Annotated in this window: 24 protein-coding genes and 1 riboswitch; of the genes, 17 read left to right on the forward strand and 7 right to left on the reverse strand. The window is 72.6% G+C overall.

From position 1 onward, the window contains the following. The first annotated feature begins 96 nt into the window (after window positions 1-96). Complete coding sequence (gene trpS, locus ACH4TP_RS08670; RefSeq protein WP_398178988.1) at window positions 97-1,191, forward strand: tryptophan--tRNA ligase; 1,095 nt, start codon at window positions 97-99, stop codon at window positions 1,189-1,191. Here the strand turns inward: trpS and ACH4TP_RS08675 are convergent. Then, window positions 1,185-1,649 carry an SRPBCC family protein gene (locus ACH4TP_RS08675; RefSeq protein WP_398436582.1) on the reverse strand — a complete coding sequence of 155 codons (465 nt, stop codon included), beginning with the start codon at window positions 1,647-1,649 and terminating at the stop codon, window positions 1,185-1,187. The genes trpS and ACH4TP_RS08675 overlap by 7 nt on opposite strands. Window positions 1,650-1,896: 247 nt before the next feature. Between ACH4TP_RS08675 and ACH4TP_RS08680 the strand changes: the two genes are divergently transcribed. The 3 genes from ACH4TP_RS08680 to ACH4TP_RS08690 are packed head-to-tail and all read left to right on the forward strand — an operon-like array spanning window position 1,897 to window position 5,071. Further along, window positions 1,897-2,982 carry a substrate-binding domain-containing protein gene (locus ACH4TP_RS08680; protein WP_389224579.1) on the forward strand — a complete coding sequence of 362 codons (1,086 nt, stop codon included), beginning with the start codon at window positions 1,897-1,899 and terminating at the stop codon, window positions 2,980-2,982. A 35-nt stretch (window positions 2,983-3,017) separates the two neighbouring features. Then, complete coding sequence (locus tag ACH4TP_RS08685; protein WP_389224577.1) at window positions 3,018-3,800, forward strand: ATP-binding cassette domain-containing protein; 783 nt, start codon at window positions 3,018-3,020, stop codon at window positions 3,798-3,800. Next, window positions 3,797-5,071, forward strand: coding sequence for a sugar ABC transporter permease (locus ACH4TP_RS08690; RefSeq protein WP_398436584.1), 1,275 nt, complete (start codon window positions 3,797-3,799; stop codon window positions 5,069-5,071). The genes ACH4TP_RS08685 and ACH4TP_RS08690 overlap by 4 nt, the downstream gene beginning before the upstream one ends. A 19-nt stretch (window positions 5,072-5,090) precedes the next feature. On the opposite strand, the gene ACH4TP_RS08695 is transcribed toward ACH4TP_RS08690, so the two are convergent. Then, window positions 5,091-6,098, reverse strand: a complete 1,008-nt coding sequence (locus ACH4TP_RS08695) for an aminoglycoside phosphotransferase family protein (protein WP_398178976.1) — start codon at window positions 6,096-6,098, stop codon at window positions 5,091-5,093. A 223-nt stretch (window positions 6,099-6,321) separates the two neighbouring features. Between ACH4TP_RS08695 and ACH4TP_RS08700 the strand changes: the two genes are divergently transcribed. Next, window positions 6,322-7,662 carry an amidohydrolase family protein gene (locus ACH4TP_RS08700; RefSeq protein WP_398436586.1) on the forward strand — a complete coding sequence of 447 codons (1,341 nt, stop codon included), beginning with the start codon at window positions 6,322-6,324 and terminating at the stop codon, window positions 7,660-7,662. Between the two features lie 22 nt (window positions 7,663-7,684). On the opposite strand, the gene ACH4TP_RS08705 is transcribed toward ACH4TP_RS08700, so the two are convergent. Beyond that, window positions 7,685-8,059, reverse strand: coding sequence for a VOC family protein (locus ACH4TP_RS08705; RefSeq protein ID WP_389224569.1), 375 nt, complete (start codon window positions 8,057-8,059; stop codon window positions 7,685-7,687). Between the two features lie 219 nt (window positions 8,060-8,278). Then, window positions 8,279-8,965 (reverse strand): hypothetical protein, encoded by a 687-nt coding sequence (locus ACH4TP_RS08710; protein WP_398436588.1) that lies wholly within the window; start codon window positions 8,963-8,965, stop codon window positions 8,279-8,281. 205 nt (window positions 8,966-9,170) lie between these two features. On the opposite strand from ACH4TP_RS08710, the gene ACH4TP_RS08715 reads away from it, so the two are divergent. Next, window positions 9,171-9,890, forward strand: coding sequence for a beta-glucanase (locus ACH4TP_RS08715; protein WP_398436590.1), 720 nt, complete (start codon window positions 9,171-9,173; stop codon window positions 9,888-9,890). Between the two features lie 11 nt (window positions 9,891-9,901). On the opposite strand, the gene ACH4TP_RS08720 is transcribed toward ACH4TP_RS08715, so the two are convergent. Together ACH4TP_RS08720 and ACH4TP_RS08725 are read right to left on the reverse strand one after the other, a co-directional pair. Continuing rightward, window positions 9,902-11,041 (reverse strand): aminotransferase class V-fold PLP-dependent enzyme, encoded by a 1,140-nt coding sequence (locus tag ACH4TP_RS08720; protein ID WP_398436591.1) that lies wholly within the window; start codon window positions 11,039-11,041, stop codon window positions 9,902-9,904. Beyond that, on the reverse strand, window positions 11,038-12,981 hold the full coding sequence (locus ACH4TP_RS08725) for a hypothetical protein (RefSeq protein ID WP_398436593.1): 1,944 nt from the start codon (window positions 12,979-12,981) through the stop codon (window positions 11,038-11,040). Before ACH4TP_RS08725 ends, ACH4TP_RS08720 begins: the two co-directional genes overlap by 4 nt. Before the next feature lie 199 nt (window positions 12,982-13,180). Here ACH4TP_RS08725 and ACH4TP_RS08730 point away from each other — a divergent pair, with 199 nt between their 5' ends. The 9 genes from ACH4TP_RS08730 to ACH4TP_RS08770 all read left to right on the forward strand — a co-directional run bounded on the left by ACH4TP_RS08730 (window position 13,181) and on the right by ACH4TP_RS08770 (window position 23,189). Continuing rightward, window positions 13,181-14,485 carry an ABC transporter substrate-binding protein gene (locus tag ACH4TP_RS08730; RefSeq protein WP_398178966.1) on the forward strand — a complete coding sequence of 435 codons (1,305 nt, stop codon included), beginning with the start codon at window positions 13,181-13,183 and terminating at the stop codon, window positions 14,483-14,485. Then, window positions 14,482-15,408 carry a carbohydrate ABC transporter permease gene (locus ACH4TP_RS08735; protein WP_398436595.1) on the forward strand — a complete coding sequence of 309 codons (927 nt, stop codon included), beginning with the start codon at window positions 14,482-14,484 and terminating at the stop codon, window positions 15,406-15,408. Before ACH4TP_RS08730 ends, ACH4TP_RS08735 begins: the two co-directional genes overlap by 4 nt. After that, entirely contained in the window at window positions 15,405-16,232 is an 828-nt protein-coding gene (locus ACH4TP_RS08740) for a carbohydrate ABC transporter permease (RefSeq protein WP_389224557.1), read from the forward strand. The genes ACH4TP_RS08735 and ACH4TP_RS08740 overlap by 4 nt, the downstream gene beginning before the upstream one ends. Window positions 16,233-16,240: 8 nt before the next feature. Then, on the forward strand, window positions 16,241-18,022 hold the full coding sequence (locus ACH4TP_RS08745) for a glycoside hydrolase family 36 protein (RefSeq protein WP_398436597.1): 1,782 nt from the start codon (window positions 16,241-16,243) through the stop codon (window positions 18,020-18,022). Further along, window positions 18,019-19,014, forward strand: a complete 996-nt coding sequence (locus ACH4TP_RS08750) for a LacI family DNA-binding transcriptional regulator (protein WP_389224553.1) — start codon at window positions 18,019-18,021, stop codon at window positions 19,012-19,014. Before ACH4TP_RS08745 ends, ACH4TP_RS08750 begins: the two co-directional genes overlap by 4 nt. Window positions 19,015-19,095: 81 nt before the next feature. Then, complete coding sequence (locus ACH4TP_RS08755) at window positions 19,096-19,827, forward strand: hypothetical protein (protein WP_389224551.1); 732 nt, start codon at window positions 19,096-19,098, stop codon at window positions 19,825-19,827. Between the two features lie 174 nt (window positions 19,828-20,001). Continuing rightward, the gene (locus ACH4TP_RS08760) at window positions 20,002-21,054 is read left to right on the forward strand and encodes an iron-siderophore ABC transporter substrate-binding protein (protein ID WP_389224549.1); all 1,053 of its coding nucleotides are present in this window, start codon (window positions 20,002-20,004) and stop codon (window positions 21,052-21,054) included. A gap of 15 nt (window positions 21,055-21,069) precedes the next feature. Further along, window positions 21,070-22,104 (forward strand): FecCD family ABC transporter permease, encoded by a 1,035-nt coding sequence (locus ACH4TP_RS08765; protein ID WP_389224547.1) that lies wholly within the window; start codon window positions 21,070-21,072, stop codon window positions 22,102-22,104. Further along, complete coding sequence (locus ACH4TP_RS08770) at window positions 22,101-23,189, forward strand: FecCD family ABC transporter permease (protein ID WP_398178948.1); 1,089 nt, start codon at window positions 22,101-22,103, stop codon at window positions 23,187-23,189. Before ACH4TP_RS08765 ends, ACH4TP_RS08770 begins: the two co-directional genes overlap by 4 nt. A gap of 16 nt (window positions 23,190-23,205) precedes the next feature. Here ACH4TP_RS08770 and ACH4TP_RS08775 read toward each other — a convergent pair whose 3' ends face one another. Further along, window positions 23,206-23,781, reverse strand: a complete 576-nt coding sequence (locus tag ACH4TP_RS08775; protein WP_389224543.1) for a histidine phosphatase family protein — start codon at window positions 23,779-23,781, stop codon at window positions 23,206-23,208. Between the two features lie 168 nt (window positions 23,782-23,949). Next, window positions 23,950-24,030, forward strand: a riboswitch (cobalamin riboswitch). A 59-nt stretch (window positions 24,031-24,089) separates the two neighbouring features. On the opposite strand from ACH4TP_RS08775, the gene ACH4TP_RS08780 reads away from it, so the two are divergent. Both ACH4TP_RS08780 and ACH4TP_RS08785 read left to right on the forward strand, forming a co-directional pair. After that, window positions 24,090-24,317: a CbtB-domain containing protein gene (locus ACH4TP_RS08780; RefSeq protein WP_389224541.1), complete on the forward strand. Its 228-nt coding sequence runs from the start codon at window positions 24,090-24,092 to the stop codon at window positions 24,315-24,317. 14 nt (window positions 24,318-24,331) lie between these two features. Then, window positions 24,332-25,123, forward strand: a complete 792-nt coding sequence (locus ACH4TP_RS08785; protein ID WP_389224539.1) for a CbtA family protein — start codon at window positions 24,332-24,334, stop codon at window positions 25,121-25,123. Window positions 25,124-25,181: the final 58 nt, after the last annotated feature.

Here is a 25,181-nt window from a genome sequence, read left to right on the forward strand (position 1 = left end):
CACGACCGGGCCGTTCGGACGAACGGCCCTTTTGCGTTCCCTGGCTCATGGGTCCTGTCGTCCCGACGGCGCCATCGACCCACACCAGGAGAACTCATGAGCACCCTCACCGCCACCACCGCCGTCCCCTCCACCGACGCGCTCGGGACGTCCGCCGCCAAGGCGCGCAGCGCGGTCCTGGAGGAGCAGATCCTCAAGGACCCGGGCCGTTTCCGCATCCTGACCGGGGACCGCCCCACCGGGCGGCTGCATCTGGGGCACTACTTCGGCACCCTGCACAACCGGGTGCGGCTCCAGAACCTCGGGGTGGAGCTGTTCGTGATCATCGCCGACTACCAGGTCCTGACCGACCGCGACGTGGCGGACAGGCTCACCGAGCACGTCGAGGAGCTCGTCCTCGACCACCTCGCCATCGGTGTGGACCCGGAGCGCAGCACGGTCTTCACCCACAGCGCGGTCCCCGCCCTGAACCAGCTGCTGCTGCCCTTCCTCAGTCTGGTGTCCGTGGCGGAGCTGAACCGCAACCCCACCGTCAAGGACGAGATCGCCCACTCCCGGCAGTCGGCCGTCAGCGGCCTGATGTTCACCTATCCCGTCCACCAGGCCGCCGACATCCTGTTCTGCAAGGCCGATCTCGTCCCCGTCGGCCAGGACCAGCTGCCGCATCTGGAGATCACCCGGACCGTCGCCCGCCGCTTCAACGACCGTTACGGCAAGGGCGCCGCCGTCTTCCCCGAGCCCGACGCCCTGCTGTCCGAGGCGCCGCTGCTGCTCGGCACGGACGGCAGCAAGATGAGCAAGAGCCGCGGCAACGCCATCGCCCTGGCCGCCGACGCCGACGAGACCGCCCGGCAGATCAGGGGCGCGAGGACCGACTCCGAGCGGCACATCGCCTACGACCCGGCGGGCCGTCCCGAGGTGTCGTCGCTCCTGCTGCTCGCGGCGCTCTGCCAGGGCCGTACTCCCGAGGAGGTCGCCGAGGACATCGGCTCCGCGGGGGCCGCGGCGCTGAAGCGGACCGTGACGGAGTCGGTCAACGAGTACCTGGCGCCGATCCGCTCCCGCCGCGCGGAGTACGCGCGGGACCGCTCGTACCTCCGCCGGGTCCTGCGCGAGGGGAACGAGCGGGCCCGGGCCGTGGCGGACGCGACCCTCGCCGAGGTGCGCGAGGCGATGAACAGTCACTACTGACGCGTGTCCCCGGCCGCGCCGCTCTCCAGGATGTTCTTGAGGGTCAGCTCGTCCCTGGGCATCTCCTTCCGCACGTGGGGGCGGACGACGAGGGGGACGAGGGCCTTGCCGATGCCGTGCCCCTCGAAGTCGAGGGAGAGCGTCAGCCGGGAGCGCTCGCCGTCGTCCAGCGGCTCGATGGTGCCCTGGACGTCGCCGCGTACGGGGCCGTCGATGCCGTGCACGTGCCAGTGCCTCGGCGGCTCCAGCTCGATGACCTGCATGGTCGTGGTGAACTCCCGCTTGCCGAGCCGCCGCGTGACGGCGGCCTTGGAACCGACCGTGAGGGGGGCGTCGCCGATCGCGCGGACCGAGACCGCGCTCTCCTGCCACTCGGGCAGATGCGCCGGGTCGGTCGCGTAGGAGAAGACCTCCGCGGGCGTGCGGGAGATGTCGATGCTTTCCGTGATGGCGGACATGGCGCCTTCTTCGTTCGACGGGAGGCCTCGCCGGAAGCGGATGCGCCGGCGCGGGCTCGTTGTCGCTTCGTACAAATCCTCCCACTCCGGGCAGCGCCCCGCCAGCCTCGATCCGAGCGCACGGCCCCGGGGCTCACCCGCTTGCCGGTCCTCAGGTTGCGGCTAATGTCGATATATAGGCCATATGTACACCCTCGTTCCCGCGCTCACGAGGTGAGGGAGAAGGGGCGTACGAAAGGAGCCCCCCATGACCCGTACATTGCGGAGCGCGATAGCCCTGGCCGGAGCCGCGGCCCTCTCCCTGGGAGTGGCGGCGACGAGTGCGACGGCCCTGGGCGCGGGGAGCGAGAAGCAGGACGTCAAGATCGGACTGCTGCTGCCGGAGAGCAAGACCACGCGGTACGAGAAGTTCGACCGGCCCTACATCGAGGCGAAGATCAACGAACTGGCGCCCGGGGCCCACATCGACTACTACAACGCCGCGGAGAGCGCCACCACCCAGCAGCAGCAGGTCAACACCGCCCTCGCCAAGGGCGACAAGGTCCTCATCCTGGACGCCGTGGACGCCAAGTCCATCCAGTCCTCCGTGCAGAAGGCCCATGACGCGGGCGTCAAGGTCGTGGCGTACGACCGCCTCGCGCAGGGCCCCGTCGACGCCTACGTGTCGTACGACAACCACAAGGTGGGCGAACTCCAGGGCAAGGCGCTCCTCGACGCGCTCGGCGACAAGGCCAAGAGCGGCGAGATCGTGATGCACAACGGGTCGCCGACGGACCCGAACGCGGCCGAGTTCAAGGCCGGCGCGCACTCCGTCCTCGACGGCAAGGTGAAGATCGGCAAGGAGTACGACACTCCCAACTGGGACCCGAACAACGCCAACCAGCAGATGTCCGGCGCCATCGCCTCCCTCGGCAAGGACAAGATCGTCGGCGTCTACTCGGCCAACGACGGACTGGCCGCCGGTATCGCCACCGCCCTCAAGTCGGCTGGCATGAATGTCCCGCTGAGCGGTCAGGACGCGCAACTCGACGCGATCCAGAGGATCCTGATCGGCACTCAGACCTTCACCATCGAGAAGCCCTACAAGCCGGAGGCCGACATCGCCGCCACGATGGCCGTCAACCTGGCCGAGGGCAAGACCCTCTCGTCCGACCTGGTGCCCACCACCGTCACCAGCGGCAGCAACCACAAGGTCGCGGCCCAGCTGCTCAACCCGGTCGTGGTGAACAAGAGCAACATCAAGGACACCGTCGTCAAGGACGGGCTCTACACGGTCAAGGAGATCTGCACCCCGACCTACGCGGCGGCCTGCAAGGACGCCGGTCTCGAATAGCCGGTCCCTAGGCACGAGCTGAGGAGGCGGTTCCCTTGCCGGAGCCACCCGTGCTCACCCTGCGGGGGATCTCCAAACGGTTCGGCGCGGTCCAGGCGTTGAAGGACTTCGATCTGGAGGTCCACGCCGGCGAGGTCGTCGCCCTCGTCGGCGACAACGGCGCCGGCAAGTCCACCGCCGTCAAGTCGATCGCCGGGGTGAACCCGCCCGACGAGGGCGTCATCGAGTGGCAGGGCCGGGCGGTCTCCATCAACCGGCCCCACGACGCCCAGAACCTCGGCATCGCCACCGTCTACCAGGACCTCGCCCTGTGCGACAACCTGGACGTCGTCGGCAACCTCTTCCTCGGCCGCGAGCTGCGCCGCTTCGGCGTCCTGGACGAGGTCCGGATGGAACAGCGCTCGCGCGAACTGCTCGACACCCTCTCCATCCGGATCCCCAGCGTCCGCATCCCGGTGGCCTCCCTCTCGGGCGGCCAGCGCCAGACCGTCGCGATCGCCCGCTCCCTGATCGGCGACCCCAAGGTCGTCATCCTGGACGAGCCCACCGCCGCCCTGGGCGTGGAGCAGACCGCCGAGGTCCTCGACCTGGTCGAGCGGCTCCGTGACCACGGTCTCGGCACCATTCTGATCAGCCACAACATGGTGGACGTGATGGCGGTCGCCGACCGGATCGCCGTCATGCGGCTCGGCCGCAACAACGGCTTCTTCGACAAGCGCGCCACCACCACCGAGGAGATCATCTCCGCCATCACCGGGGCCACCGACAGCGCCGTCACCCGCCGCCAGGCCCGCAAGCGGCAGGAGGAGGAGCAATGAGACGGGACCGAGCCCCCGACAACGGCGCGCAGGGACCGGCGCCCGAGGCCATGCCGGCGGTCGACAGCCGACTGCTCGTCCGCGAGGAGGGCCTGAAGGGATACCTCGGGGAGTTCCGCCGCAAGCTGCGCAGCGGAGAGCTCGGCTCGCTGCCGGTCATCGTCGCCGTGATCATCATCTGGACGGTCTTCGGCAGTCTCAACAGCACGTTCCTCTCGGCCCAGAACCTCTCCGACCTCAGCCAGCAGATCGTCGGGACCGGCATAATCGCCGTCGGCATCGTCTTCGTCCTGCTGCTCGGCGAGATCGACCTCTCCGTCGGCTCCGTCAGCGGCCTGTGCGCCGCCGTCTTCGCCGTGCTGAACGTCCTGAACGGCATGAACGAGTGGCTGGCGCTGCTCGTCGCCCTCGCGGGCGGAGCGGCCGTCGGGCTCATCCACGGGTTCTTCTTCGCGAAGGTCGGCGTACCGGCCTTCGTGGTCACCCTGGCGGGCAACCTCTTCTGGAACGGTCTGATGCTCCAGATCCTGGGCAGCAGCGGCACGGTGAACATCCCGAGCGAGAGCATCGTCTCCAAGCTCTACTCGACGATCTTCCACAGCCCCGCCGCGGCCTATGTGACGGCCGCCGTGGGCGTGGGGCTCTTCCTCGCGGCCTCGCTCCTGGACGCCCGGCGGCGCCAGGCCGCCCGGGTGCCGTTCCGGCCGGTCGCCGAGATCGTGCTCCGTACGGTGGTCATCGCCGCGATCGCGTTCGTCGCGGCGTACATCCTCAACCGCTACCAGGGGCTGCCACTGGCGCTCCTCATCTTCCTGATCCTGCTCGTGGTGCTGGACTTCGTGCTGCGCCGCACGACGTACGGGCGCCGGATCTTCGCGGTCGGCGGCAACATCGAGGGCGCCCGCCGCGCCGGCATCAGCGTGCCGTTCGTCCGGATGACCGTCTTCTCGATCTCCGGGCTCATGGCGGCGGTCGGCGGCATCTTCCTCGCCGGACAGATCCAGTCCGCGAGCCAGACCTCCGGCGGCGGCAACCTGCTGATGAACGTCATCGCCGCGGCCGTCATCGGCGGCACGAGCCTGTTCGGCGGGCGCGGCTCGGTCTGGTCCGCCCTGCTCGGCGCGCTGGTGATCGGGTCCATCCAGTCGGGCATGAACATCATGGGCGTCAGCAACGCCGTCCAGTTCATGATCACCGGATCGGTCCTGCTGGCCGCCGTGGTCGTCGACTCGCTGTCCCGCCGTAGCCAGAAGGCCGCGGGCCGCGCCTGACCCCGGAGCGGGACGGGGGTCAGAACACGGGGGACGCCGCGAACAGCTCCTTCACCCAGTGGGCGCTCGCCTCTTCGCACCCCGTGGTCGGGGTGCCGGGGAAGAGCCGGAACCACGAGACCGCCCGGCCCAGTGCGGCGAGCCGGGTGGCGAGCACCGCGGCGCGGCGCAGCTCCGGGAGGGAGGGCCCCAGGTCGGTCCAGGGTTCGAGGTAGGCCTCGCGCAGCCGGTGCACGTGCTCGGGGCCGTGGCGCTCCCGGACGGCCTGGGCCGGGACCAGCAGGCTGCTGAAGGGGTGGGCGACGTTGGCGTCGCCCCAGTCGAAGAAGGTGAAGCGGCCGGCGGCGGGGGCGAGGAGCTGTGCGTCGTGCAGGTCGCAGTGGTCGAGCGAGTCCGGGATGCCGTACGCGTCGAGCTCGGCGCACCAGTCGAGGAGCCTCGGCCGCTGGTCCCGGAGGGCGCGGCGGGTGTCCGGGGCGAGGGTGCCGTTGCCCTCGACGAGGCCGTCGAAGACGTCCGGCAGCTGACCGGTGCGTCCGCCGGGCACGCCGAGGCCGGTCATCCGGTCCGTGTACGGGGTCAGGGCCCGCTGCATCCGCGCGTACTGGCCGAGCGCCTCCGCCCAGGACTCCGGCCCGGCACCACCGGCGTCGAGGACGTTCCGGAAGAGCGGCCCGCCGTCGGGCAGGAGCGACCAGCCCCGCTCGGCGTCGACGGCGAGCGGGGTCACGACGTGTTCGGGCACCCAGTCGGCGAGCGCGCCCCCGAGGGCGGCCTCGAAGGCGGCGTCCGGGGCGCTCGCCTTGAACCACACGGCCTCGCGCTCCCCGGCCCCGGTCCGGAAGCGCACGAGGATCGACCAGGGCCGGACCCTGACCTCGCGCGGTCCGGTCTCGGCCAGGCCGTGCCGGGCGAGCTCCCGCTCCGACCAGCCGAGCGCGGCCGCCCGCCAGGCCGTCTCCTCCCAGGGGGTGACCGCGTCGGCGAACTGTCCGCGGTCGACCGTCATGGTTGTCGCTTGTCCCATCGGGCGATTGCACCACCGGACCGGCGCCGGGCGCACCCGAATATCCGAGGGGCCCGCACGGGAACGAGAACGCCACAAGAAGAATTCGTATACCAAATGGAGAGCAAGGGGAACCCCTCAACAGCGGCACGAGCTGGACAGTAAGTCATTACTGACCTTCACCCTTGTCCACCGATCGCAACTTGGTATACAAAATCTGGAGTCCCTCGCCAAAGGAGTCCCCATGCAGTCGTCCTCACCCGCCTCCGGCCCGCTCTCCCGTCGCACCATGCTCGCCGGGGCCGCCGCCCTCGCCGGGGCCACGGCCACGGGTGCCGCCGCGGCCGCCCCCGCCCGGGCGGCGACCGCCGACACCGCGGCGGACGGGCGCGGCGGGCACCGGTCCAGGGCCGTGGTGTTCCGCGATGTGCGCCCGTTCGGCGCGGCGAAGGCCACGGACCTCGTGGTCGTCGACGGCCGGATCTCGGACGGCCCCGCGCCGCACGGCGCGAAGGTCGTCGACGGCGGCGGCCGGATCGCCCTGCCGTCCCTCGTCGACGCGCACATCCACCCCGACAAGACCACCTGGGGCGGCTCCTGGGTCTCGCGGCGCCCGGCCTCCTCCCTCGCGGACTACGTCGCTCAGGACGTGGACCTGTTCCGCGCCCAGCGCCGCCCGGTCGCCGAGCGCGCGTACGGCCTGATGAGCCACGCCGTCTCCCGCGGCACCCGCGGCATGCGCGCCCACGCCGACGTGGCCCCGGCCTACGGCCTGGCCGGTGTGGAGGGCCTGGCCGAGGCCCGCGAGAAGCTGCGGCACGCCCTCGACGTGCAGATCGTGGCCTTCCCGCAGCACGGTGTCATCCGCACCCCGGGCACGGCTGCCCTCCTGGAGCGGGCGGCCCGCGAGGGCCTCGTCGACATGATCGGCGGCATCGACCCGATCGGCTTCGACAAGGCCCTCGACGAGCAGCTGGACACCGTCTTCGGCATCGCGGACCGGCACGGCGTCGGCGTGGACATCCACCTGCACGACCGCGGCGAGAACGGCATGAGGGCGATGCGCGGCATCGTCGAGCGCACCCGCGCCCTCTCCCTCGCCGGCAAGGTCACCGTCAGCCACGTCTTCTGCCTGCCGGGTCTGACGGACAGGGAACTCGGCGCCGTCGCCGCCGACCTGGGCGAGCAGGACATCGCCCTCACCACGGTCGCGCCGTCCGACTCCCTGGTGCTGCCGATCGCCCGGCTGCGCGAGCACGGCGTCCGGGTCGGGCTCGGCTCCGACGGCGTGCGCGACTCCTGGAGCCCGTTCGGCGACGCCGACATGCTGCACCGCGCGCACATCCTCGGATGGGTGACGGACATACGCCTCGACGAGGAGCTCGACGAGTGCTACCGCGTCGCGACCCACGGCGGCGCGGACGTCATGGGCCTCGCCCACGCCGACTTCACGCCCGGCGCCCCGGCCGACTTCGTCCTGGTGCGGGGCGAGTGCCTGCCGCAGGTCGTCGTCGACATGCCGCGCCGGGACATGGTCGTCCACGGCGGTGCGGTCGTGGCCCGCGACGGGGAGTTCCTCGCCTGACCCCGCCCGGCCACGGGCCCGTCTACAGGTACGGGCGCGTGATCAGCTCGATCGCGTGCCCGGAGGGGTCCTTGAAGTAGACCCCGCGACCGCCGTGCTCGGTGTTGGTCTCGCCGGGGCGCTTCATCTGCGGATCGGCCCAGTGCTCGATGCCGCCCTCGCACAGGCGCCGGTAGGCCCGGTCGAACAGGTCGTCGTCGACCATGAAGGCGTAGTGCTGCATCTGGATGTCCACCGGGGGTTCGGCGAACTGGAGCAGGACGCCGTCGGTGAGCTGGATGTTGAGGAAGGGGCCCCAGGACGGCGCCTCGGGGAGTTCCAGCAACTCGCGGAAGAACCGCGCGGATTCCTCGCGGTTCTCGGACGCGATGATGGTGTGGTTGAACGTGACTGCCATGTGGATGACCTCGCTGCTGATTCGACACGGGGAAGGGACTCGCAGTGCTGGCGCACTGGGGAGGTCCGCGTGCCGAACCGTCGGGGTGCCTGCCGGGCACCCGTCGAGCGATCAGTCGTCCACCGGATCGCCCGTCCGTGCATGGCGTATCGCCGGTCCGGTGTTCACGGGGGCGACGCTACTCGATCGCCCCGCGCCGGGACAAGGCGGGCCGCCCGGTCACACCGCCCCGGTCACGAACTCCCGGTCTCCGTACCGCACCTGGGCCCGGTGCCAGTCGGCGCCGAGGGCCGTCGTGAACCTGCGGGCCAGCGGCAGGTCGTCGACCGGGGCGACGAGGAGGAGGCGGCCGTCACGGGTGACGGAACCGCCGCCGAGCTTCGCGCGGGCCTCCGGGTCCGCGAGGAGCGCCTCGCGCACGCCGCTCACCCGGACGCCGGGGACCTCGATCTCGACGGCGTCGGTCTCCGGGGACGTGCGCGGCAGGCAGCGGAAGGTGAGCACGGCCTCCTGGTCGTACCGCTTGGCGATGACGCCCGCGATGTGGTGGAGCCCGTCGCGGCCGACCCGCTCGACGTCGAACTCCCGGGAGCGCTCGTACGTCGCCTGCTTCAGCTCCTCGGACCAGAAGACGCCGTCGAGCAGCTCCGAGGCACCCGGCCGGGCGCCGTGGGCGCGGATGATCTGCCGCACCTCGTGGCCGAAGCGGACGAGGCGGGTGTCGAGCCGGGGGTCGTCGGGGTCCGTGATGACCGTGGTGTTGTCGGTCGCGAAGATCTCCGCGGCCGGGCACTCCTGCGTGTCGGGGGCGGCGTACGCGTTGGGCGTGCCCACGACGCCCAGGAGCAGGGCGGCGACGGCGGAGGCGAGGAGGCGGGCGCGGCGCCCGGTGCTGACGTTCTTCACGGCGTGGTCAACGAGCCGTCGTGAAGATCGTTGCGATGGGGATCGCCGGTGCGGGAACGGGGGCCGTTCGGCGGAGTCTCCGCAGGACATTCGGTGATTCCGGTGACGAGTTGTCGCCAATCGGCCACGCTCCCGGCCCGCGCGGGCCACAGTGAAGCGGAACGCCCGCGGACCGGCGGAGGCCCGCGCGGAAAGGAGTGGTGCCGTGTTCTCCGACTTCTTCGACCGGCTCCGGCGCGGCGGCGGTTCCGGCGGGCGCGGTCCGGCGTCGACCCCCGCGAACCTCGTCCTCGACGCGGACTTCTCCTCCGCCGACCAGTGGGTCGCGGGCCACTCGTGGGCCTATCCCGACGGCGGACCGACGAACCGGGGCGACAACAAGCTCGACTACCTGGTGGAGGACCCCTCGTACAGCCGCACGGGGACCTTCCGGGCCACCCGCAGGGACGACGGGCTGTGGGACGCCGGGCTGCTCACCACGGAGGGCAGCGCGGAGGGCTTCCAGGTGCGGACGGGTGACGTCCTGGAGGCCCGGGTACGGCTGCCCGTGGAGACGGGCGCCTGGCCCGCGATCTGGACCTGGCTCGACGGCGGCCAGGAGGTCGACGTCTTCGAGTACCACCCCGACAACCCGGACCTCCTGGAGCTGTCGAACCGGGTCCGGGGCCGGTACCTCTACTTCCGGGACCCGGCGGTCCGGCCGGGGGCGTGGGTGGACCTCCGGGTCGAGTTCGGGGCGCGCTCCGTGGTGTGGTGGGTCAACGGAGCGCGCGTCTTCGACGACCGCCGCGGGGTGGGGCGCTCCTGGCGGGCGCACCTCATCGTGAACCTCTCCGTCTGCGCGGGCCGGTACCACCCGGCGCCCGACCCGGACGTCTCGGCGATGTCGTACGAGGTGACGGAGCTGCGCGTGTACCGGAACTGAGCCCTCCTCGCTCAACCCTCCGCGAGCAGCGTCCGCAGGCCGGCGGTGAGGCGCTCGTACTCCTCGGGCCGGTTGTAGACCTGCCCGGAGATCCGGATGCCGCCGCCGTCCGGCCAGGGCCAGATCAGCACCCGGCAGCCGAGCCGGGCGGCGATCTCCTCGCGCAGCGCGGCGGCCTCCTGCTGGGTGCGGGCGAGGCCCCGGGGCAGGCGCAGCGAGCGCATCGCGAGGCCCTCGGTGTACGGGAGCGGGGTGAGGCCGGGGAGCTCGGCCAGCAACTCGGCTCCGTGGCGTACGAGTGCGCCGTTGTGGGCGCGTACCTCGTCGGCACCGAGCCGGGCGATCAGGTCGAGGCCCTCGGGGGCGGCGAGCCAGCCGGTGTAGTCGGCGGTGGCCCGGTACTCGACCGCGCGCGGGAAGCCCCGGTGGTCCTCCCACGAGGGCACGGGCGCGGGCACCCGGGCCCGGTGGGCGGGGGCCACCGCGAGGACGGCGCTGCCCGGCGGGGCGTATGCCCATTTGTGCAGGTTGCCGAACCAGAAGTCGGGTCGTCCGGCCAGCGGTTCGGCGAGCATTCCGGGTGCGTGGGCGCCGTCGACCACGGTGGTGATCCCGCGCTCGCGGAGCTCGGCGAGCAGCCGGGGTCCCGCGACGGTCCGGGCGGTGGGCGAGCTGATGTGGTCGAGGAGCGCCGCCTTGGTCCGGGGGGTGAGCCCGGCGAGCACCGCCTCGCGCACGGCGTCCTCGTCCGGCAGGGCGGGGTCGAGGGCGACGGTGACCGTGCGGGCGCGGCGGGCCGCCGCCGCGACGACCGTGCCGTAGCCGTGGTCGGTGACCAGGATCTCGTCGTCGGCGTCCAACCGGAGCGCGTCGAGTGAGAGTTGCGCGGCCTCGGTGGCGTTGGTGACGAAGGCGAGGCCCTCGGGGTCGGCGCCCAGGTGGGCGGCGACGCGTCCGCGGGCCTCGGCGAGGCGGTCGGGGACGCCCAGGAAGAAGGCGTCAGGGTCGGCCGCCGCCTCGGCCAGCAGGTCCTGGTGGACCCGGGCGACCGGGGTCGGCACGGCGCCGAAGGAGCCGTGGTTGAGGTGGGCCACGTCGGGGGTGAGGCGGAACAGTCCGACCCCGCCCGGGAACGCGGTGGGCGTGCTCATCGGACCTCCACCGTGACGGTCCGGCCGGGGGCGACGCGGGTGCGGACGACCGTGTACGTCACTCCGTCGACGACCTCGGTACGGGCCGGGCGGCGCACTCCGTCGACGGCGACGGCGGCGTGGGCGCCGGGGAAGCGCGCCTCCCAGGTGTAGGCGGCGGTGCCGGTGGTGTGGGTGAGGGTCGAGCGGCGGTCCGTGTCGTGGCGGAGGGTGAAGGCGGAGTCCCCGACCCGCAGGTCCTCGACGCTCAGCCAGTCCATGCCGGAGGGCAGGCGCGGCTGGGTGGTGAGGGTGCGGGCGGGGGCGTCCGGGGTGACGCCCATGAGCCCCTGGACGGTCTGGGCGACGAGGGTGAAGGAGACCTCGGGGTAGTCGCCGTTGGTGCCCTGGCGGGAGTTGACGTGCTGGACGTCCTTCTGCGCGTAGACGCGGCGCATCCACTTCCAGGCGGTGTCGGGGCGGTTGCCGGCGAAGAAGGTGTCCGGGAGGTAGGTGAGGGCCTCGATGTTGTCGGGGCGTCCGTCGCCCTCGGCCTGGGCGTCGATGTAGTCGAGGTACGCCTCGCGGCGGGCGCCCGGGTCGATGATCCCCTTCATCGGCATGAACCAGCTGTTCTCCTTGCCCCAGCCGGTCAGGGCGTGCCCGTCGGTGGTGTAGCCGCGGACCATGTCGGCGCCCGAACCAGTGCCGCTCCAGGTGGAGTTGAAGTACCGCTTGAGGTCGCGGGCACGGCGTCCGAAGAGGTCGGCGGTCACGCGGTCGCCCTTGGCGCGGGCGAGGGCGGCCATCGCGCGGTAGGCCTGGTACTGGGAGGCGATGGCGTCGCCCGCCTCGGTAAGGGGTTCGTCGCTCTGCTCGTCGTAGCTGGCGGTGCCCTGGAAGATGCCGCGGCCGGTGCCTTCGGCGACCTTCACGGGGCCGTTGTCCTTCTGTCCGTCGTGGAGGGTGACGAACTCCTCGGTGGTGTGCCGGTAGAACGCCCAGAGGGCGGGGTCGTCGAGGTAGGCGGGGTCGCCGCTCCAGCGGTACGCCTCCTCGGCCTTCTGGACGAGTTCGAAGGGGGCGGGCACCTCGCGGACGAAGAGGCTCGGGCCCCGGTAGTCGATGGAGAGGGGGGTGCGGTTGTCGAAGTTGAGGGCCCAGACCGGGTAGTAGGCGTGCCCGGCGGTGGCGGAGGCGGCGAAGGCTCGCAGCATCTCCCGGTTCTCGGCGTGCAGTCCGAGGACTCCGGCGCCGGCGAGCTGATGGGCCGTGTCGCGGGAGTAGTAGCCGCTCCGGTTGGCGTAACCGGCCCAGTAGGAGGGCGCGTAGACGCCGGTGCCCGTGCCGCCGGTCTGGCGTTCGTCGGCGTCCAGGGGGCCCCGGGTGCCGGGCAGGTGGACCCAGCTGCCCGCCTTGCCCTTCGCCCAGTCGAACATGGCGGCGACCTCGGGGTCGCTGGAGGAGACGCGGGGGTCGGCGGGGGCCGCCGGGGAGACCATGACGTCGTCGACGTTGATCCAGCCCTGGCCCGAGGCGAAGGCGATCTCCAGGCGGTCGCCGGGGGCGAGCGTGATCCTGCCGAGGGTGTGGCGGCGGTAGTTCGCGGCGGCGGGCAGGGTGCGCGCGGCGGCCTCGACGCCGTTGACCCGGAGGACGTACCGGCCGCCGGGTCCGCCGGTGGCGATCCAGGCGGAGACGAGATAGCTGCCGCCGCCGGTGGCCGTCACGGTCTGGGAGACCGTCATGCCGCTGCCGGCGTCGAGGTAGGCGAGCCGGCTCCCGGCGTGCGGGTTGTTGACCGCGACTCCGGTGCCGTCGGTGAACTCCCAGCCCGTACCGCCCATTTCGAAACCGGGGTCGGTCACGGCGAGCGGCGCAGGTTCGGCGTGCGCCGTGGTGGACGGGGTGAGGAACGCGAGGGCGGCGGCGAGCAGCAGCGTCGTACGGGAACGCGTCACGGGGTCTCTCCCGGATCGGGGGGATCAGTCGGCGCGCGGCACGCTAACAACCCACCCGGAAGACTTGCAAGAGATCTCGCATTCGTTGACAGACTGTCCAGCTGAAAGTTTTCTACTATCCATTGCAACTCATGTTGGCCCGCTTGTAACGTCCCGCCCCATGACAGACAGACGACCGGCACGACGAGACGTTCTCCGCATGGGAGGCGGCGCCCTGGCACTCGCCCTCACCGGCTGCTCCGGCAGCGACGGCGAACCGGGCGGCGGCGCCGCCGGGGACCCGCGCAAGGGCCGGATCACGGTCTGGTCCTGGCAGGGACCGGCCGCCGAACTCAAGGCCCTGCTGCCGGAGTTCAACAAGGCCTACCCGGACATCCGGGTGACCGTCGAGGACATCGGCAACCCGGCGATCTGGGACAAGATCACGGCCGGCCTCGCCGCCGGCGGCCAGGGCCTCGCCGACGTCCTGCACATCGGCGTCGACTACCTGCCGGGGTACGTCGAACACTTCCCCGGCGCCTTCGCCGACCTCGCCCCGCTGGGCGCCACCGCGTACAAGGACGCCTTCGCGCCCGGCCTCTGGGGGACCGTCTCCCCCGACGGCAAGAGAGTCAACGCCCTTCCCTGGGAGGCGAACTCGGCCGGCTTCTACTACCGGGCCGACCTCTTCGAGCGCGCCGGCGTCGACGTCGAGGCGCTGGGGACCTGGGACGAGACCGTCGAGGCCGGCAAGCGCCTCAAGGCGAAGACCGGCGTCCACCTCCTCGGCATCGACAAGCCGGCCTCCCAGCCCGACGCCGCCAACTTCTTCCAGATGCTGCTCCAGCTCCAGGGGGCCTTCTACTTCGACCTGGAGGGCCGCATCACCCTGGACTCCCCCGAGGCCGTCCGGGCCATGACGCTCATCAAGACGATGAACGACGCCGGGCTCGTCAGCGATCTCTCCGGCGGATGGAACGCCCTAATGAGCTCGCTCAAGCGGGGCACCGCGGCCGTCCTGCCCTGGCCCACCTGGTTCGGCGGGATCATCGAGGAGCAGGTGCCGGACGAGGCCGGCAAGTGGAAGGTCCGACTGCCCCCGGCCGTCCGCCGCGGCGGCCCCACCGCGGCCACGGTGAACTCCACCCACCTAGCCGTCTCCGGCAGCAGCGGGCAGCAGGCGGCCGCCTGGTCCTTCGTCGAGTTCGCGCTGACCCGCCCCGCCTCCCAGGTGCGGATCTACCGGGGCAAGGGCATCGCGCCCGCCCTCCTCAAGGCGTACGACGACCCCGTCTTCCACCAGCCGTCGGCCTTCTTCAGCGGGCAGCGCGAGGGCGAGGTCTTCCTCGACGCCCTCAAGGCCCCCAGCCCCGCCGTGAACTACACCTCGGACTACGCCCGTGCCCTGAAGCTCGTCACCGACGCCCAGTCCAAGGTGCTCCTCAAGGGCGCCGACCCGGCGAAGGTGCTGACCGACGCGGCCCGCGAACTGGCCCGCCAGACCGGCCGGAAAACCGCCCGATGACCCAGCTCGCCCCCGCGCGGCCCGCCACCCCGGCGCCCGGACCCGCCCCGGCCGCCGGGCGCCGACGGCGGCGCGGCCGGGTCGCCCCGTACCTCTTCGTCCTGCCAGCCCTGCTGCTCTTCGCCGTGTTCAAGCTCTACCCCGTCGGCCGGTCGTTCCTGCTCAGCCTGCACCGCACGACCGGCGGCACCGAGACCTTCGTCGGCGCCGACAACTACGTCCGGCTGGCCGACGACCCGCTCTTCTGGACCGCGCTGCGCAACACGGGGATGATCCTGGCCGTCCAGGTCCCGCTGATGCTGGCGCTCGCCACGGCGCTCGCGGTCGCGCTCGACTCGAAGCTGCTGCGCGGCCGTCCGGTCTTCCGGCTCGGGTTCTTCCTGCCGATGGTCACGGGCCTCGTCGCGTACGGGATCGTCTTCTCCGTCCTCCTCAACAAGGACTACGGGCTCGTCAACTGGCTCCTCGGGCTGCTCGGCGCGGACCCGGTGCCCTGGCTGACCGACCCGCTGTGGGCGCGGATCTCCCTGGGCCTGGCGCTGACCTGGCACTACACCGGCTACAACGCCGTCATCCTGCTGGCCCGGCTGCAGACCGTCCCGCGCGAGCTGTACGACGCGGCCGCCGTGGACGGCGCCGGGGCGTGGGGCGCGTTCCGCCACGTCACCCTGCCGGGGCTTCGGCCCGCGCTGCTGCTCACCACCGTCCTGTCGACCATCGGCACGCTCCAGCTCTTCGACGAGCCGTACGTCCTCACCGGCGGCGGACCGGACAACGCGACCCTGACCGTCGGCGTGTACCTCTACCAGAACGCCTTCAAGTACTTCGACTTCGGCTACGCCTCGGCCATCGCGTACGCCCTCACCGTCCTCGTCGGACTGCTCGGCCTGATCCAGTTCCGCCTCCTCGGGGAGAAGACGTGACCACCCGAAACCCGGGCCGGAGCATCCTGCTCACCTCCGGGCTCGCCCTCGCCCTGGCCGCCGTCGCGGTCCCCTTCTACTGGCTGGCCGTCGGCGCCACCCACAGCTCGCGGGAGCTCTTCGACAGCCCGCCTCCCCTGCTGCCCGGCGGGCACCTCGCCGAGAACCTCGCCACCCTCCGGGACACGGCGGACTTCGGCCGGGTCGTCCTCAACTCCCTGGGGATCGCCCTCGTCTACACGCTCCTCGCCGGCACCGTGTGCACCCTCGCCGGATACGGCTTCGCCACCTACCGCTTCCGCGGCCGCGGGGCCCTGTTCGGCCTGCTCATGCTCGGCCTGGTCGTGCCCGCGCAGATCACCCTCGTGCCGCTCTTCACGATGATGGCCGAGCTCCGGTGGCTCGACACCTACCAGGCGGTGATCGCCCCCAACCTGGCCCTGCCCTTCGGCATCTTCCTGATGCGCCAGTCGATGGCCGCGCTCCCGGCGGAACTCCTCGACTCGGGCCGGATGGACGGCTGCGGAGAACTCCGGCTCCTGTGGCGGGTCGCCCTGCCCCCGATGCGTCCGGCGCTCGCCGCGCTCGCCCTGTTCCTCTTCCTGTACCAGTGGAACGACTTCGTCTGGCCGCTGATCGTGCTGCGCGACGACAGCAGCTTCACCCTCCCCGTGGCGCTCGCCTCCCTCCAGGGCCTGGACGAGACCGACTACGGCGCCATCCTCGCCGGCACCGCCGTCGCCGCCGTCCCGATGGCGGTGGTGTTCCTCGCCCTCCAGCGCCACTTCGTCTCCGGCCTCCTCGCGGGGGCCGTGAAGGAATGAACGAGACCATGCCCATGGAACACGCGCGGCCGACCGTCCCGGTGACCACCGCGCACGCCGCCCCGGCCCCCGCCGAACCGCTGCTCGACGACGTGTCGATCGCCGTCCTCGCCCCTGACCACCCCGGCTTCACCCCCCGGTGGGAACTGGCCCCGCCCGCCGACGGAGTGCGGCTGCTCTCCGTCCACGCCGAGGGCGTCCCCGTCGAGATCCGCCTCACGGTGCCGCTCGGCGACGCGACCGGGTACTGGCACCCGCAGGGCGGCTGGCGGCGCACCCTGGTCGCCGACTGGGCGGGCCGCACCCGGGCCGGCCTGGTCGAAGGGCCCGCCGCCGGCTGTCTGTACGAGCACTCCGGTGCCACCCTCCTCACCTTCGCCGCCGCCGACCCGGTCCCCGGGGCCGACGTCCGCTTCGGGGTCTCGGAGGAGAACGACACCCACGTCGTCCATCTGAGCCTCCCCGCCTCGGCGGAGCCGCACCGGCTGCTGCTCGTGCCGCGCGCGCCGTCGGTCGCCGCCGCGCTGCGGCCGCTGCGCGCCTGGTTCGCCGCCGACCGCCCGCCGATGCCCGTACCGGACGCGGCCAGGCTCCCGGTGTACTCCACCTGGTACGCCTTCAACCAGGACGTCACCGCCGCGACCGTCGAGGCGCAGGCGGACCCGGCCGTCGACCTGGGCTGCGGGGTGCTGATCCTGGACGACGGCTGGCAGCGCCACGGCAACGGCCGGGGCTACGCCGGCTGCGGCGACTGGCAGCCGGACCCCGCCAAGTTCCCCGACCTGGCCGGACACGTGGCACGGGTGCGCGACCGGGGCCTGCGCTATCTCCTCTGGGTCGCGCCCCTCCTCCTCGGCCCCGAGGCCGACTGCCACGACCGCTGGGCCGCTTCGGCGCCCGCCCCCGCCACCGTGCCGGGCGCCCGGGTGCTCGACCCGCGCCTCCCCGAGGTCCGCCGGCACGTGGTCGAGCTGTGCGTCTCCCTCGTCGACGCGTACGGACTCGACGGGCTCAAGCTGGACTTCCTCGACGAGGCCGCGGTGTACGCCGGGGACGGCGCGGGGGACGTGGGCCGGGCGATGGCCGGGCTCCTCGCCGAGCTGCGCCGGGCCCTGGAAGCCGTACGGCCCGGACTGCTGCTCGAACTGCGCCAGCCGTACACGGGTCCCGGCATGGCGCCGTTCGGGAACATGCTGCGCTCCGTGGACTGCCCCGCGGACGCGACGGCCAACCGGATCCAGACCCTCGACACCTCGCTGCTCGCCGTGGGCGGCGCCGTCCACGCCGACATGCTGATGTGGTCCCGGACGGCGCCGGTCGAGGCGGTGGCCCGGCAGCTGATCGGGGCGCTGCACGCGGTGCCGCAGATCTCCGTACGCCTGGACGAGGCGCCGCCCGCGCACCTGGCGGCCGTACGGTTCTGGCTCGGGCGCTGGCGGCTGCACCGGGAGCTGCTGCTCGACGGGGCCGTGGAGCCGGGGCGGCCGGACGAGCTGTACCCGGTGGTGGTCGCGGCCCGGGGGGAGGAGTGCCTGGTGAGCGTGCACGGCGACCGGGTCGTGGAGCTCGACTTCACCGCGTACCGCCGGATCCACCTCGTCAACGGCTCCGACCGGGACCGGCTGGTGGTGGACGTGACCGGGGGCGGCGGCCGGGTGACCGCCCGGGTCCACGGGCCGGACGGCCGTATGATGGCTGATCCGCCCGCGCACCTGCCGGAAGGGCCCCGCCCGCTGGCCGTCCCGCGCGGCGGTCTGGTGTCGCTCGTACTCACGGAAGGACCGCGATGAAGGTCGGCATCACCGACGTCGCAGCCCACGCACAGGTCAGCGAGGCCACCGTCAGCCGGGTGATCAACCGGCGGCAGGGGGTGTCGCGGAAGACCCGCGAGGCGGTCGAGCGGGCGATGGCCGAGCTCGGCTACGAGCGCCAGACGCAGGGCCAGCTGGTGGCGGTCGTCACCGAGTTCGTGTCGAACCCCTTCTTCGCGGACGTCGCCGAGCGCATCGAGTCGGCGCTCGCCCCGCACGGCCTGAAGACGGTGCTGTGTCCCGTCTTCGCCGGCGGGGTGCAGGAGCTGGACTATCTGACCTCCCTGGTCGACAAGGGCATCGCGGCCGTCGTCTTCCTCTCCTCCTCCAACACCGTGGAGGGCGCGGACACCGACGGCTACGAGCTGCTGCGCCAGCGGCGCGTGCCGTACGTCGGGATCAACGGCGAGTTCGCCGACGGCGTGCCCGCCCCGGTCTTCTCCACCGACGACGCCCTCGCGGCCGAGCTGGCCGTGGACCACCTCCACCGGCTGGGGCACCGGCGCATCGGCATGGCCTCGGGCCCCTCGGGGAACCGGCCGGCCGACCGGCGGGTCCGGGGCTTCGTCGAGGCGATGGCCCGGCGCGGCCTCGACGACGCGGAGCGCTGGGTGGTCCGCCAGTCGTACAGCGTGGAGGGTGGGCAGGCGGCGGCCACGGCCCTGGTCGGGCTCGGCGCCACCGCGATCGTCGCGGCCAGCGACTTCATGGCGCTCGGCGCCGTGCGGGGCATCCGCCGCCAGGGCCTGTCCGTGCCCGGCGACGTCTCGGTGGTGGGTTACGACGGCTCGGCCGTCACCGAGTTCACCGACCCGGCGCTCACGACGGTCCGTCAGCCCGCCGACCGTCTCGCCCTGGAGGTGGGCCGCAGCGTCCTCGCCCTGGTCGGCAACCGCGAGGTCCCCACGGGCGAGCTCCTCTTCGATCCGGAACTGGTCATCCGCGCCTCGACGGGCCCGGCCGCCCGCTAGCCGGGGCGGGTGTTGCGTAGGCTCGAACGGAGCGTTCCGTGGAGGGCCGCGCAATGCCCTCCCTGTGTCGAGGAGAAGCCTGTGAGTACCGCCGGAGAAGGACCGCGGCAGCTGGACGAGGCCAGTGTCGTCAACGCGAAGCGGACGCTCCTGCAGTTGCTCGCGCGGGCGGGGGTCTGGTCCGGCGACGCCGAGGAGCTGATCGGGTTCGTCGAGGCGGGCGCGCTGGCCCTCGCGTACGAGGAGATCGGGACGGCCGGGCGGAAGGCGCCCGAGGAGAAGGGCGAGGCGTACGCCTCCGGCTGGCTCGACGGGGTCCGTACGGTCACCGAGGAGCTGGCGGCCGTCTCCGAGCGGGCGCTGCGGCATGCCGTCGCCGCGGATCCCTCGGCCGCCTCGCCGGACGACCGTCCTCCCGTCGGGCGGACGGAGCTGGAACGGACCAATGTGGCGGTCACCCCGCTCTACCTCTCCTTCACCGACGTCTCCGATCTCGATCCGGAGGTCACCGAGCAGGTGCTGCGGGCGCTGCTCGGCACGATGAGCTCGCGTCAGCGGGCGGGGTACGCGGGGCGGCTGGCGGAGTTCACCTCGGTGCACCGGGCGCGTCTCGAACGGCTGTACGCGGAGTACGGGCCCGGCAGCGCGATCGCGATCCACGGCCGGTACTCCCTCATCCACTCCCCCACGAGCGTGGCCGTCCTGGAGCGGCTCGCCACCGCGCCGGCGGAGCTGCACGAGGAGTGGGACGCCGCCGAGCTGCCGCCGGCCTGGCTGGACGGGCTGACGACGGCGTGGGAGGCGTCGGCCTGACGGCGCTTCACGAGGGGCGGGGCGGCGGACGGGGCCGGGCGTACCGGAGCCACCGAGAATAGGTTAGGCTCACCTAACAAGCGCCTCGCGATGGCCGCTGCCTCGGCATTCCCGTGCCTGGAGGGGCGGCGGGCGGGGCGTCAGCACACCTCTGCCCGGAGACAAGGATCCGCCATGCCTGCTGTGTTCACCCCCTTCCGCCGCCGCGTTCTCGTGGCGGGCGCCGCCGCGGTCTCGCTCGGCCTCATGGTGACCGGGTGCGGCTCGGACGACACGAAGGACGCCCCGAAGGACTCGGCGGCCAAGGCTCCGGCGGGGGCGTTCCCCGTCACCATCAAGAGCGCGCTCGGCGAAGCCGTCATCAAGGAGAAGCCGAAGCGGATCGTCACCCTCGGCCAGGGCTCCGCCGAGACCGCCATCGCCCTGGGCGACGTCCCCGTCGGCATCGAGAGCTACCCCTGGGGCAGTGACAAGACCGGCTACCTGCCCTGGATCCACGACGCGGTGAAGAAGGCCGGCGCCACGCTGCCCAAGCAGTTCGACGGCGGCGAGGAGCTCGACATCGAGGCCATCACCGAGCTGGAGCCCGACGTCATCCTCGCCCCCTGGTCGGGCATCACGCAGAAGCAGTACGACCTGCTCAAGGACATCGCGCCGACCGTCGCCTACCCCGACAAGGCGTGGAGCACCGACTGGGACCAGCAGATCGACATCGTCGCCAAGGCGCTCGGTCAGCCGGAGAAGGCCAAGGAGCTCACCGCCAAGATCGACAAGCAGCTCGCCGACGCCGCCGCCTCGCGCCCGAACTACAAGAACGTCACGTTCTCGTACATCTACAACACCGGCCCCGGCACCCTCGGCGTCTTCAAGCCCGAGGAGCAGCGCGTCGCGATGGTCTCCAAGCTGGGCCTCAAGGTCGACCCGGTCGTCAACACCTTCAAGGAGACCGAGGGCACCGACTCCGCCCTCATCGGCCTGGAGAACGCCAACAAGCTCTCCAAGAGCGACATCGCCTTCACCTTCTACACGGACGACAAGTCCCGCAAGGAGGTCGAGGCGCAGCCGCTGTACGCGGCCATCCCCGCGGTCAAGAAGGGCGCGCTCGTCTACAGCGACGACCAGCCCTTCGTCACCGCCTCCTCGATGATCAACCCGCTGACCGTGCCGTACAGCATCGAGCGGTACCTCCCGATGATCGACAAGGCCGTCGCCAAGGCCGGGAAGTAGCGGCGGGTCCCCGGCGTGACCACTCTCCTCCGAACCGGGCAGGGCCCCGCCGTCGTACGGCGGGGCCCTGCCCGGCATGTCGCAGCCGCCGCCCTGTGCCTGGTCCTGCTCGCCCTGGCGGTCCTGGCCAGCGTGATGTTCGGCAGCAAGCCGACGTCCGCGGCCGACGTCCTCCGGGTCGTCACCGGTGACGGCGAGGGCTATGTCCGCACCGTCGTCGAGAGCCGCTATCCGCGCACCGCGCTCGGCCTGCTCGCGGGGCTCTGCCTCGGCGTCGCGGGCACGCTGATGCAGGGCATCACCCGCAATCCGCTCGCCGAGCCGGGACTTCTCGGCATCAACGCGGGCGCGTCCGCCGCGATCGTCGCCGCGACCGCGTTCCTCGGCGCCTCCGGGCAGCACGAGACCGTCTGGTGGGCCCTCGCCGGCGCCCTGGCGACCGGTGTGCTCGTCCACCTCGTCGGCACGGCCGGCGGGGGCGGCGGTCCGGTCCGCCTGGTGCTCGCCGGCGCGGTGCTCGCCGCCGTCCTCGCCGCGTTCATCCAGGCCGTCGCGCTGTCCCGGCCGCAGGTCTTCGACACGTACCGCTACTGGGTGGTGGGTTCGCTCGGCGGGCGCGGCTTCGACGCGCTCTGGGCGGTCCTGCCCTTCGCCGGAGTCGGCCTCGTCCTCGCCGTACTGCTCGCGCCGGGGCTCAACGCCATGGCGATGGGCGACGACAAGGCCGCGTCCCTCGGCATCAGCCCCGCGCGCGTCAAGGGCGCGGGACTCCTCGCGGCGACACTGCTCAGCGCCGCCGCGACCGCCGCCGTCGGCCCGATCGCCTTCGTCGGGCTCGCCGTCCCGCACCTCGTCCGGGTGCTCGTCGGCGCCGACTTCCGCCTCCAGATCCTCTTCACCTCGCTCACGGGGCCCACGCTGCTGCTGTTCGCCGACGTCATCGGCCGCGTACTGCTCCGCCCGCAGGAGCTGATGGTCGGCGTCGTCACCGCCTTCGCGGGCGCGCCCGCGCTGCTCTTCGCCGTCCGTCGCATGAGGGGAGCGGCATGAAGACCGCCGAGCTGAACGACACCCCGGCCGGGGCGGCGGCACGGCCGCCGCGGCCCCCGGGCCGGAGCCTCCTGCGGATCGGCCCGTGGGTCTCGGTCCCCGTCCGGCGCCGCACCGCGGTCGCCGCCGCGGTGACGCTGCTGCTGCTCCTCGGGGCGGCCGTGGCGACCCTGTCCATGGGCCGCCTCGGCATCCACCCGGCCGACCTTCCGTCGGCGCTCATGGGCGAGGTCACCGGCAAGAACAGGTTCGTGCTGAACCGGCTGCGCGGCCCCCGGCTCGTCGTCGCGATCGGCACGGGCGCGGCCTTCGGCCTGTCCGGGGCGCTCTTCCAGTCGGTCACCCGCAACCCTCTGGGCAGCCCCGACGTCATCGGGCTCGGCGCGGGTTCCGGGGCGGGTGCGGCGGCCGCCGCGCTGTTCTTCCCGGACCTCGTGCCGGTGCCCGTCGGCGCGCTCCTCGGCGCGGTCCTCGCGATGGCGGTCGTCTACTTCTCCACGGGGACCGGGTTCCGCAACCCGGGGCGCCTGGTGGTGGCCGGCATCGGCGTGTCCGCGATGGCGACGGCCCTGACCCAGTACGTGGTCTACGCCGTCGAGCGGGACAAGGCCGGCGCGCTGACCGCCTACGTCAACGGCAGCCTCGCCGCCCGCTCCTGGGACGACGCGACGACGATCGGGGTGGTGCTGCTCGTCTGCCTGCCGCTCGCGGCGCTCCTCGCCCGGCCCCTGAGCATCGGCGAGATGGGCGAGGACCTCTCCACCGGCCTCGGCGCCCGCCCGGCCCGTACGGCGACGGCGGCGGTCTCGCTGTCGATCGTCCTGTCCGCCGGCGCCGTCGCCGTCGCCGGACCGATCGCCTTCGTCTCCCTGACGGCCCCGCAGATCGCCAAGCGGGTCACCCGGGGCGGCGGCCCGCACCTGGTCATGTCGACCCTGCTCGGCGCGCTGCTCCTGGTCCTCGCCGACCTCACCGCCCAGCAGCTGCCGCTCTTCGACAACCTGCCGGTCGGCCTGTACACGATGGCCGTCGGAGGCGCGTACCTCGGCTACCTGCTGCTGCGGGAGTGGAAGCGCCCGGCCTGACAGCGGCCCTCCCCCGCTACCGCCGTCCTCCGAGGGGCTCGCCCGCGCGGAGGTTCCAGCGTCCGGCGCGGCCGCTCAGGTGGACGGCGGTCAGGGGGCGGACGTCCAGGCGCCGGGCCATGGCGTCCGGCGCCGCGAGGGCGTGGACCATCGCGGCGCGGATCACGTCCGGTTCGGCGACCGCCGTGACGCGTCCGGAGCCGTCCTGGAGGCCGTCGAGCCAGGCCCCGACCCGGACGCGCAGCTCGCGCAGGGACTCCCCGCCGTGCGGGGCCGCCGTCGGATCGGACAGCCAGGCGGAGAGCGCGGCCTCCTCGGCGGCGGCGACGGCCTCCAGGGTCTGCCCGCGCCACCGGCCCATCGCGCAGCCGGCCAGCCCGTCCAGGGGCTCGGCGCGCAGGCCGAGGGCCTCCGCCGTGCCGCGGCAGCGCCGGGACGGCGAGGTGTACGCGTACGGGGACGGGGCGACGGCGGACGCGACGGCCTCGGCGCGGGCGATGCCCGCCGGATCGAGCGGACCGTCGTCGTCGAAGCGGACCTCACGCAGCGCCTCGTTCGTCGCGGGCGAGATCAGCGTCAACCGGACTGTCATCGGGATCCTTTGCGGCGGGCGGGGCGGCGGGGGCGGCCGTGGTCGAAGGGGTGCGCGGGGACTCTACCGGGGGGTGCACGGAAAGTGATCCCGGCCTCACGCCCTTGGCTGCGGTCCCCGTACGCGGTACCGTCAGGCGACATTTGAACAGCGTGACGACGGCGAGACGGAAGTCCGGTGGGAATCCGGCACGGTCGCGCCACTGTATGCCGCGGCGTCCCCCGAGGGTGACGTCACGGCGAGTCAGACCCGTGGACCGTCGTCCTGCACCACCGTCTGGGACGCGAGTTCCCACAGGAGGTTCCATCATGGCCGAGGCCGTCGTCTCCGCTGCCGTTTCCACCCCTTCCGTCGCCGTTCCGGCTCCGCTGCCCGTGCGCGCCGTACTGCCCTGGGCCCTCTTCGTCGGGCTCCTCGCACTGATCGCGCTGTACTTCGTGGGCGCCGAGCAGGGTGCCACCTCCCTGTTCGCCGGCTCCGACGTGCACGAGTGGGTGCACGACGGACGTCACCTGCTCGGTTTCCCCTGCCACTGAGGGGCGACCGGTACATGCACGCCTCAACCGTCAGATCCCTCCTGGTCCGCGGCATGCTCGCGGGCCTGATCGCCGGGCTGTTCGCCTTCGCCGTGGCCTACGCGGTCGGTGAGCCGCCCGTGAACGGGGCGATCGCCGTGGAGGAGTCCCAGGCCGCCGGTGAGGCCCACGCCCACCATGACGTGGCCGCGGCCGCGCCCGCCGAGGAAGAGGAGGGGATCAGCCGCACCACGCAGTCGACCTTCGGCCTCGCCACCGGCGTCCTCGTCTACGGGGTGGCGCTCGGCGGCATCGCCTCCCTCGCGTTCTCCTTCGCGCTGGGGCGCGTCGGCCGCTTCAGCCCCCGGGCGACGGCGGCCCTCACCGCCGCCGCCGCGTTCACCACCGTCTATCTGGTGCCGTTCCTCAAGTACCCGGCGACCCCTCCGGCCGTCGGCAATCCGGACACCATCGGGAAGCGCACCACCCTGTTCTTCCTGATGATCCTGCTCAGTGTGCTCCTGGGGATCGGTGCCGTGATCGCCGGGCGCCGGCTCGCGCCGCGCCTGGGGAACTGGAACGCGACCCTGGCGGCCGGCGCCGGGTTCGTCGTCGTGACGGCGGTCGCCTTCGCCGTCCTGCCGGACAACACCGACGCCGTAGCGGCGAACTTCCCGGCCGCGCTCCTCTGGGATTTCAGGCTCGCCTCGCTCGCCATCCAGGCCGTGATGTGGGCGGTGTTCGGGATCGTCTTCGGCGTCTTCGCGCAGAAGGCGCTGGCGCCCCGGACGGCCCGCGCCCAGCTGGGGGCTCCCGCCGCCGGCTGACCCCCGCGCGCTCCGACGACTCCGCCCCGCCCACCACCCGGTGGGCGGGGCGGAGTCG

The organism is Streptomyces sp. NPDC021012, assembly GCF_044333355.1.
In the GTDB taxonomy this organism is placed as follows: Bacteria; Actinomycetota; Actinomycetes; order Streptomycetales; family Streptomycetaceae; genus Streptomyces.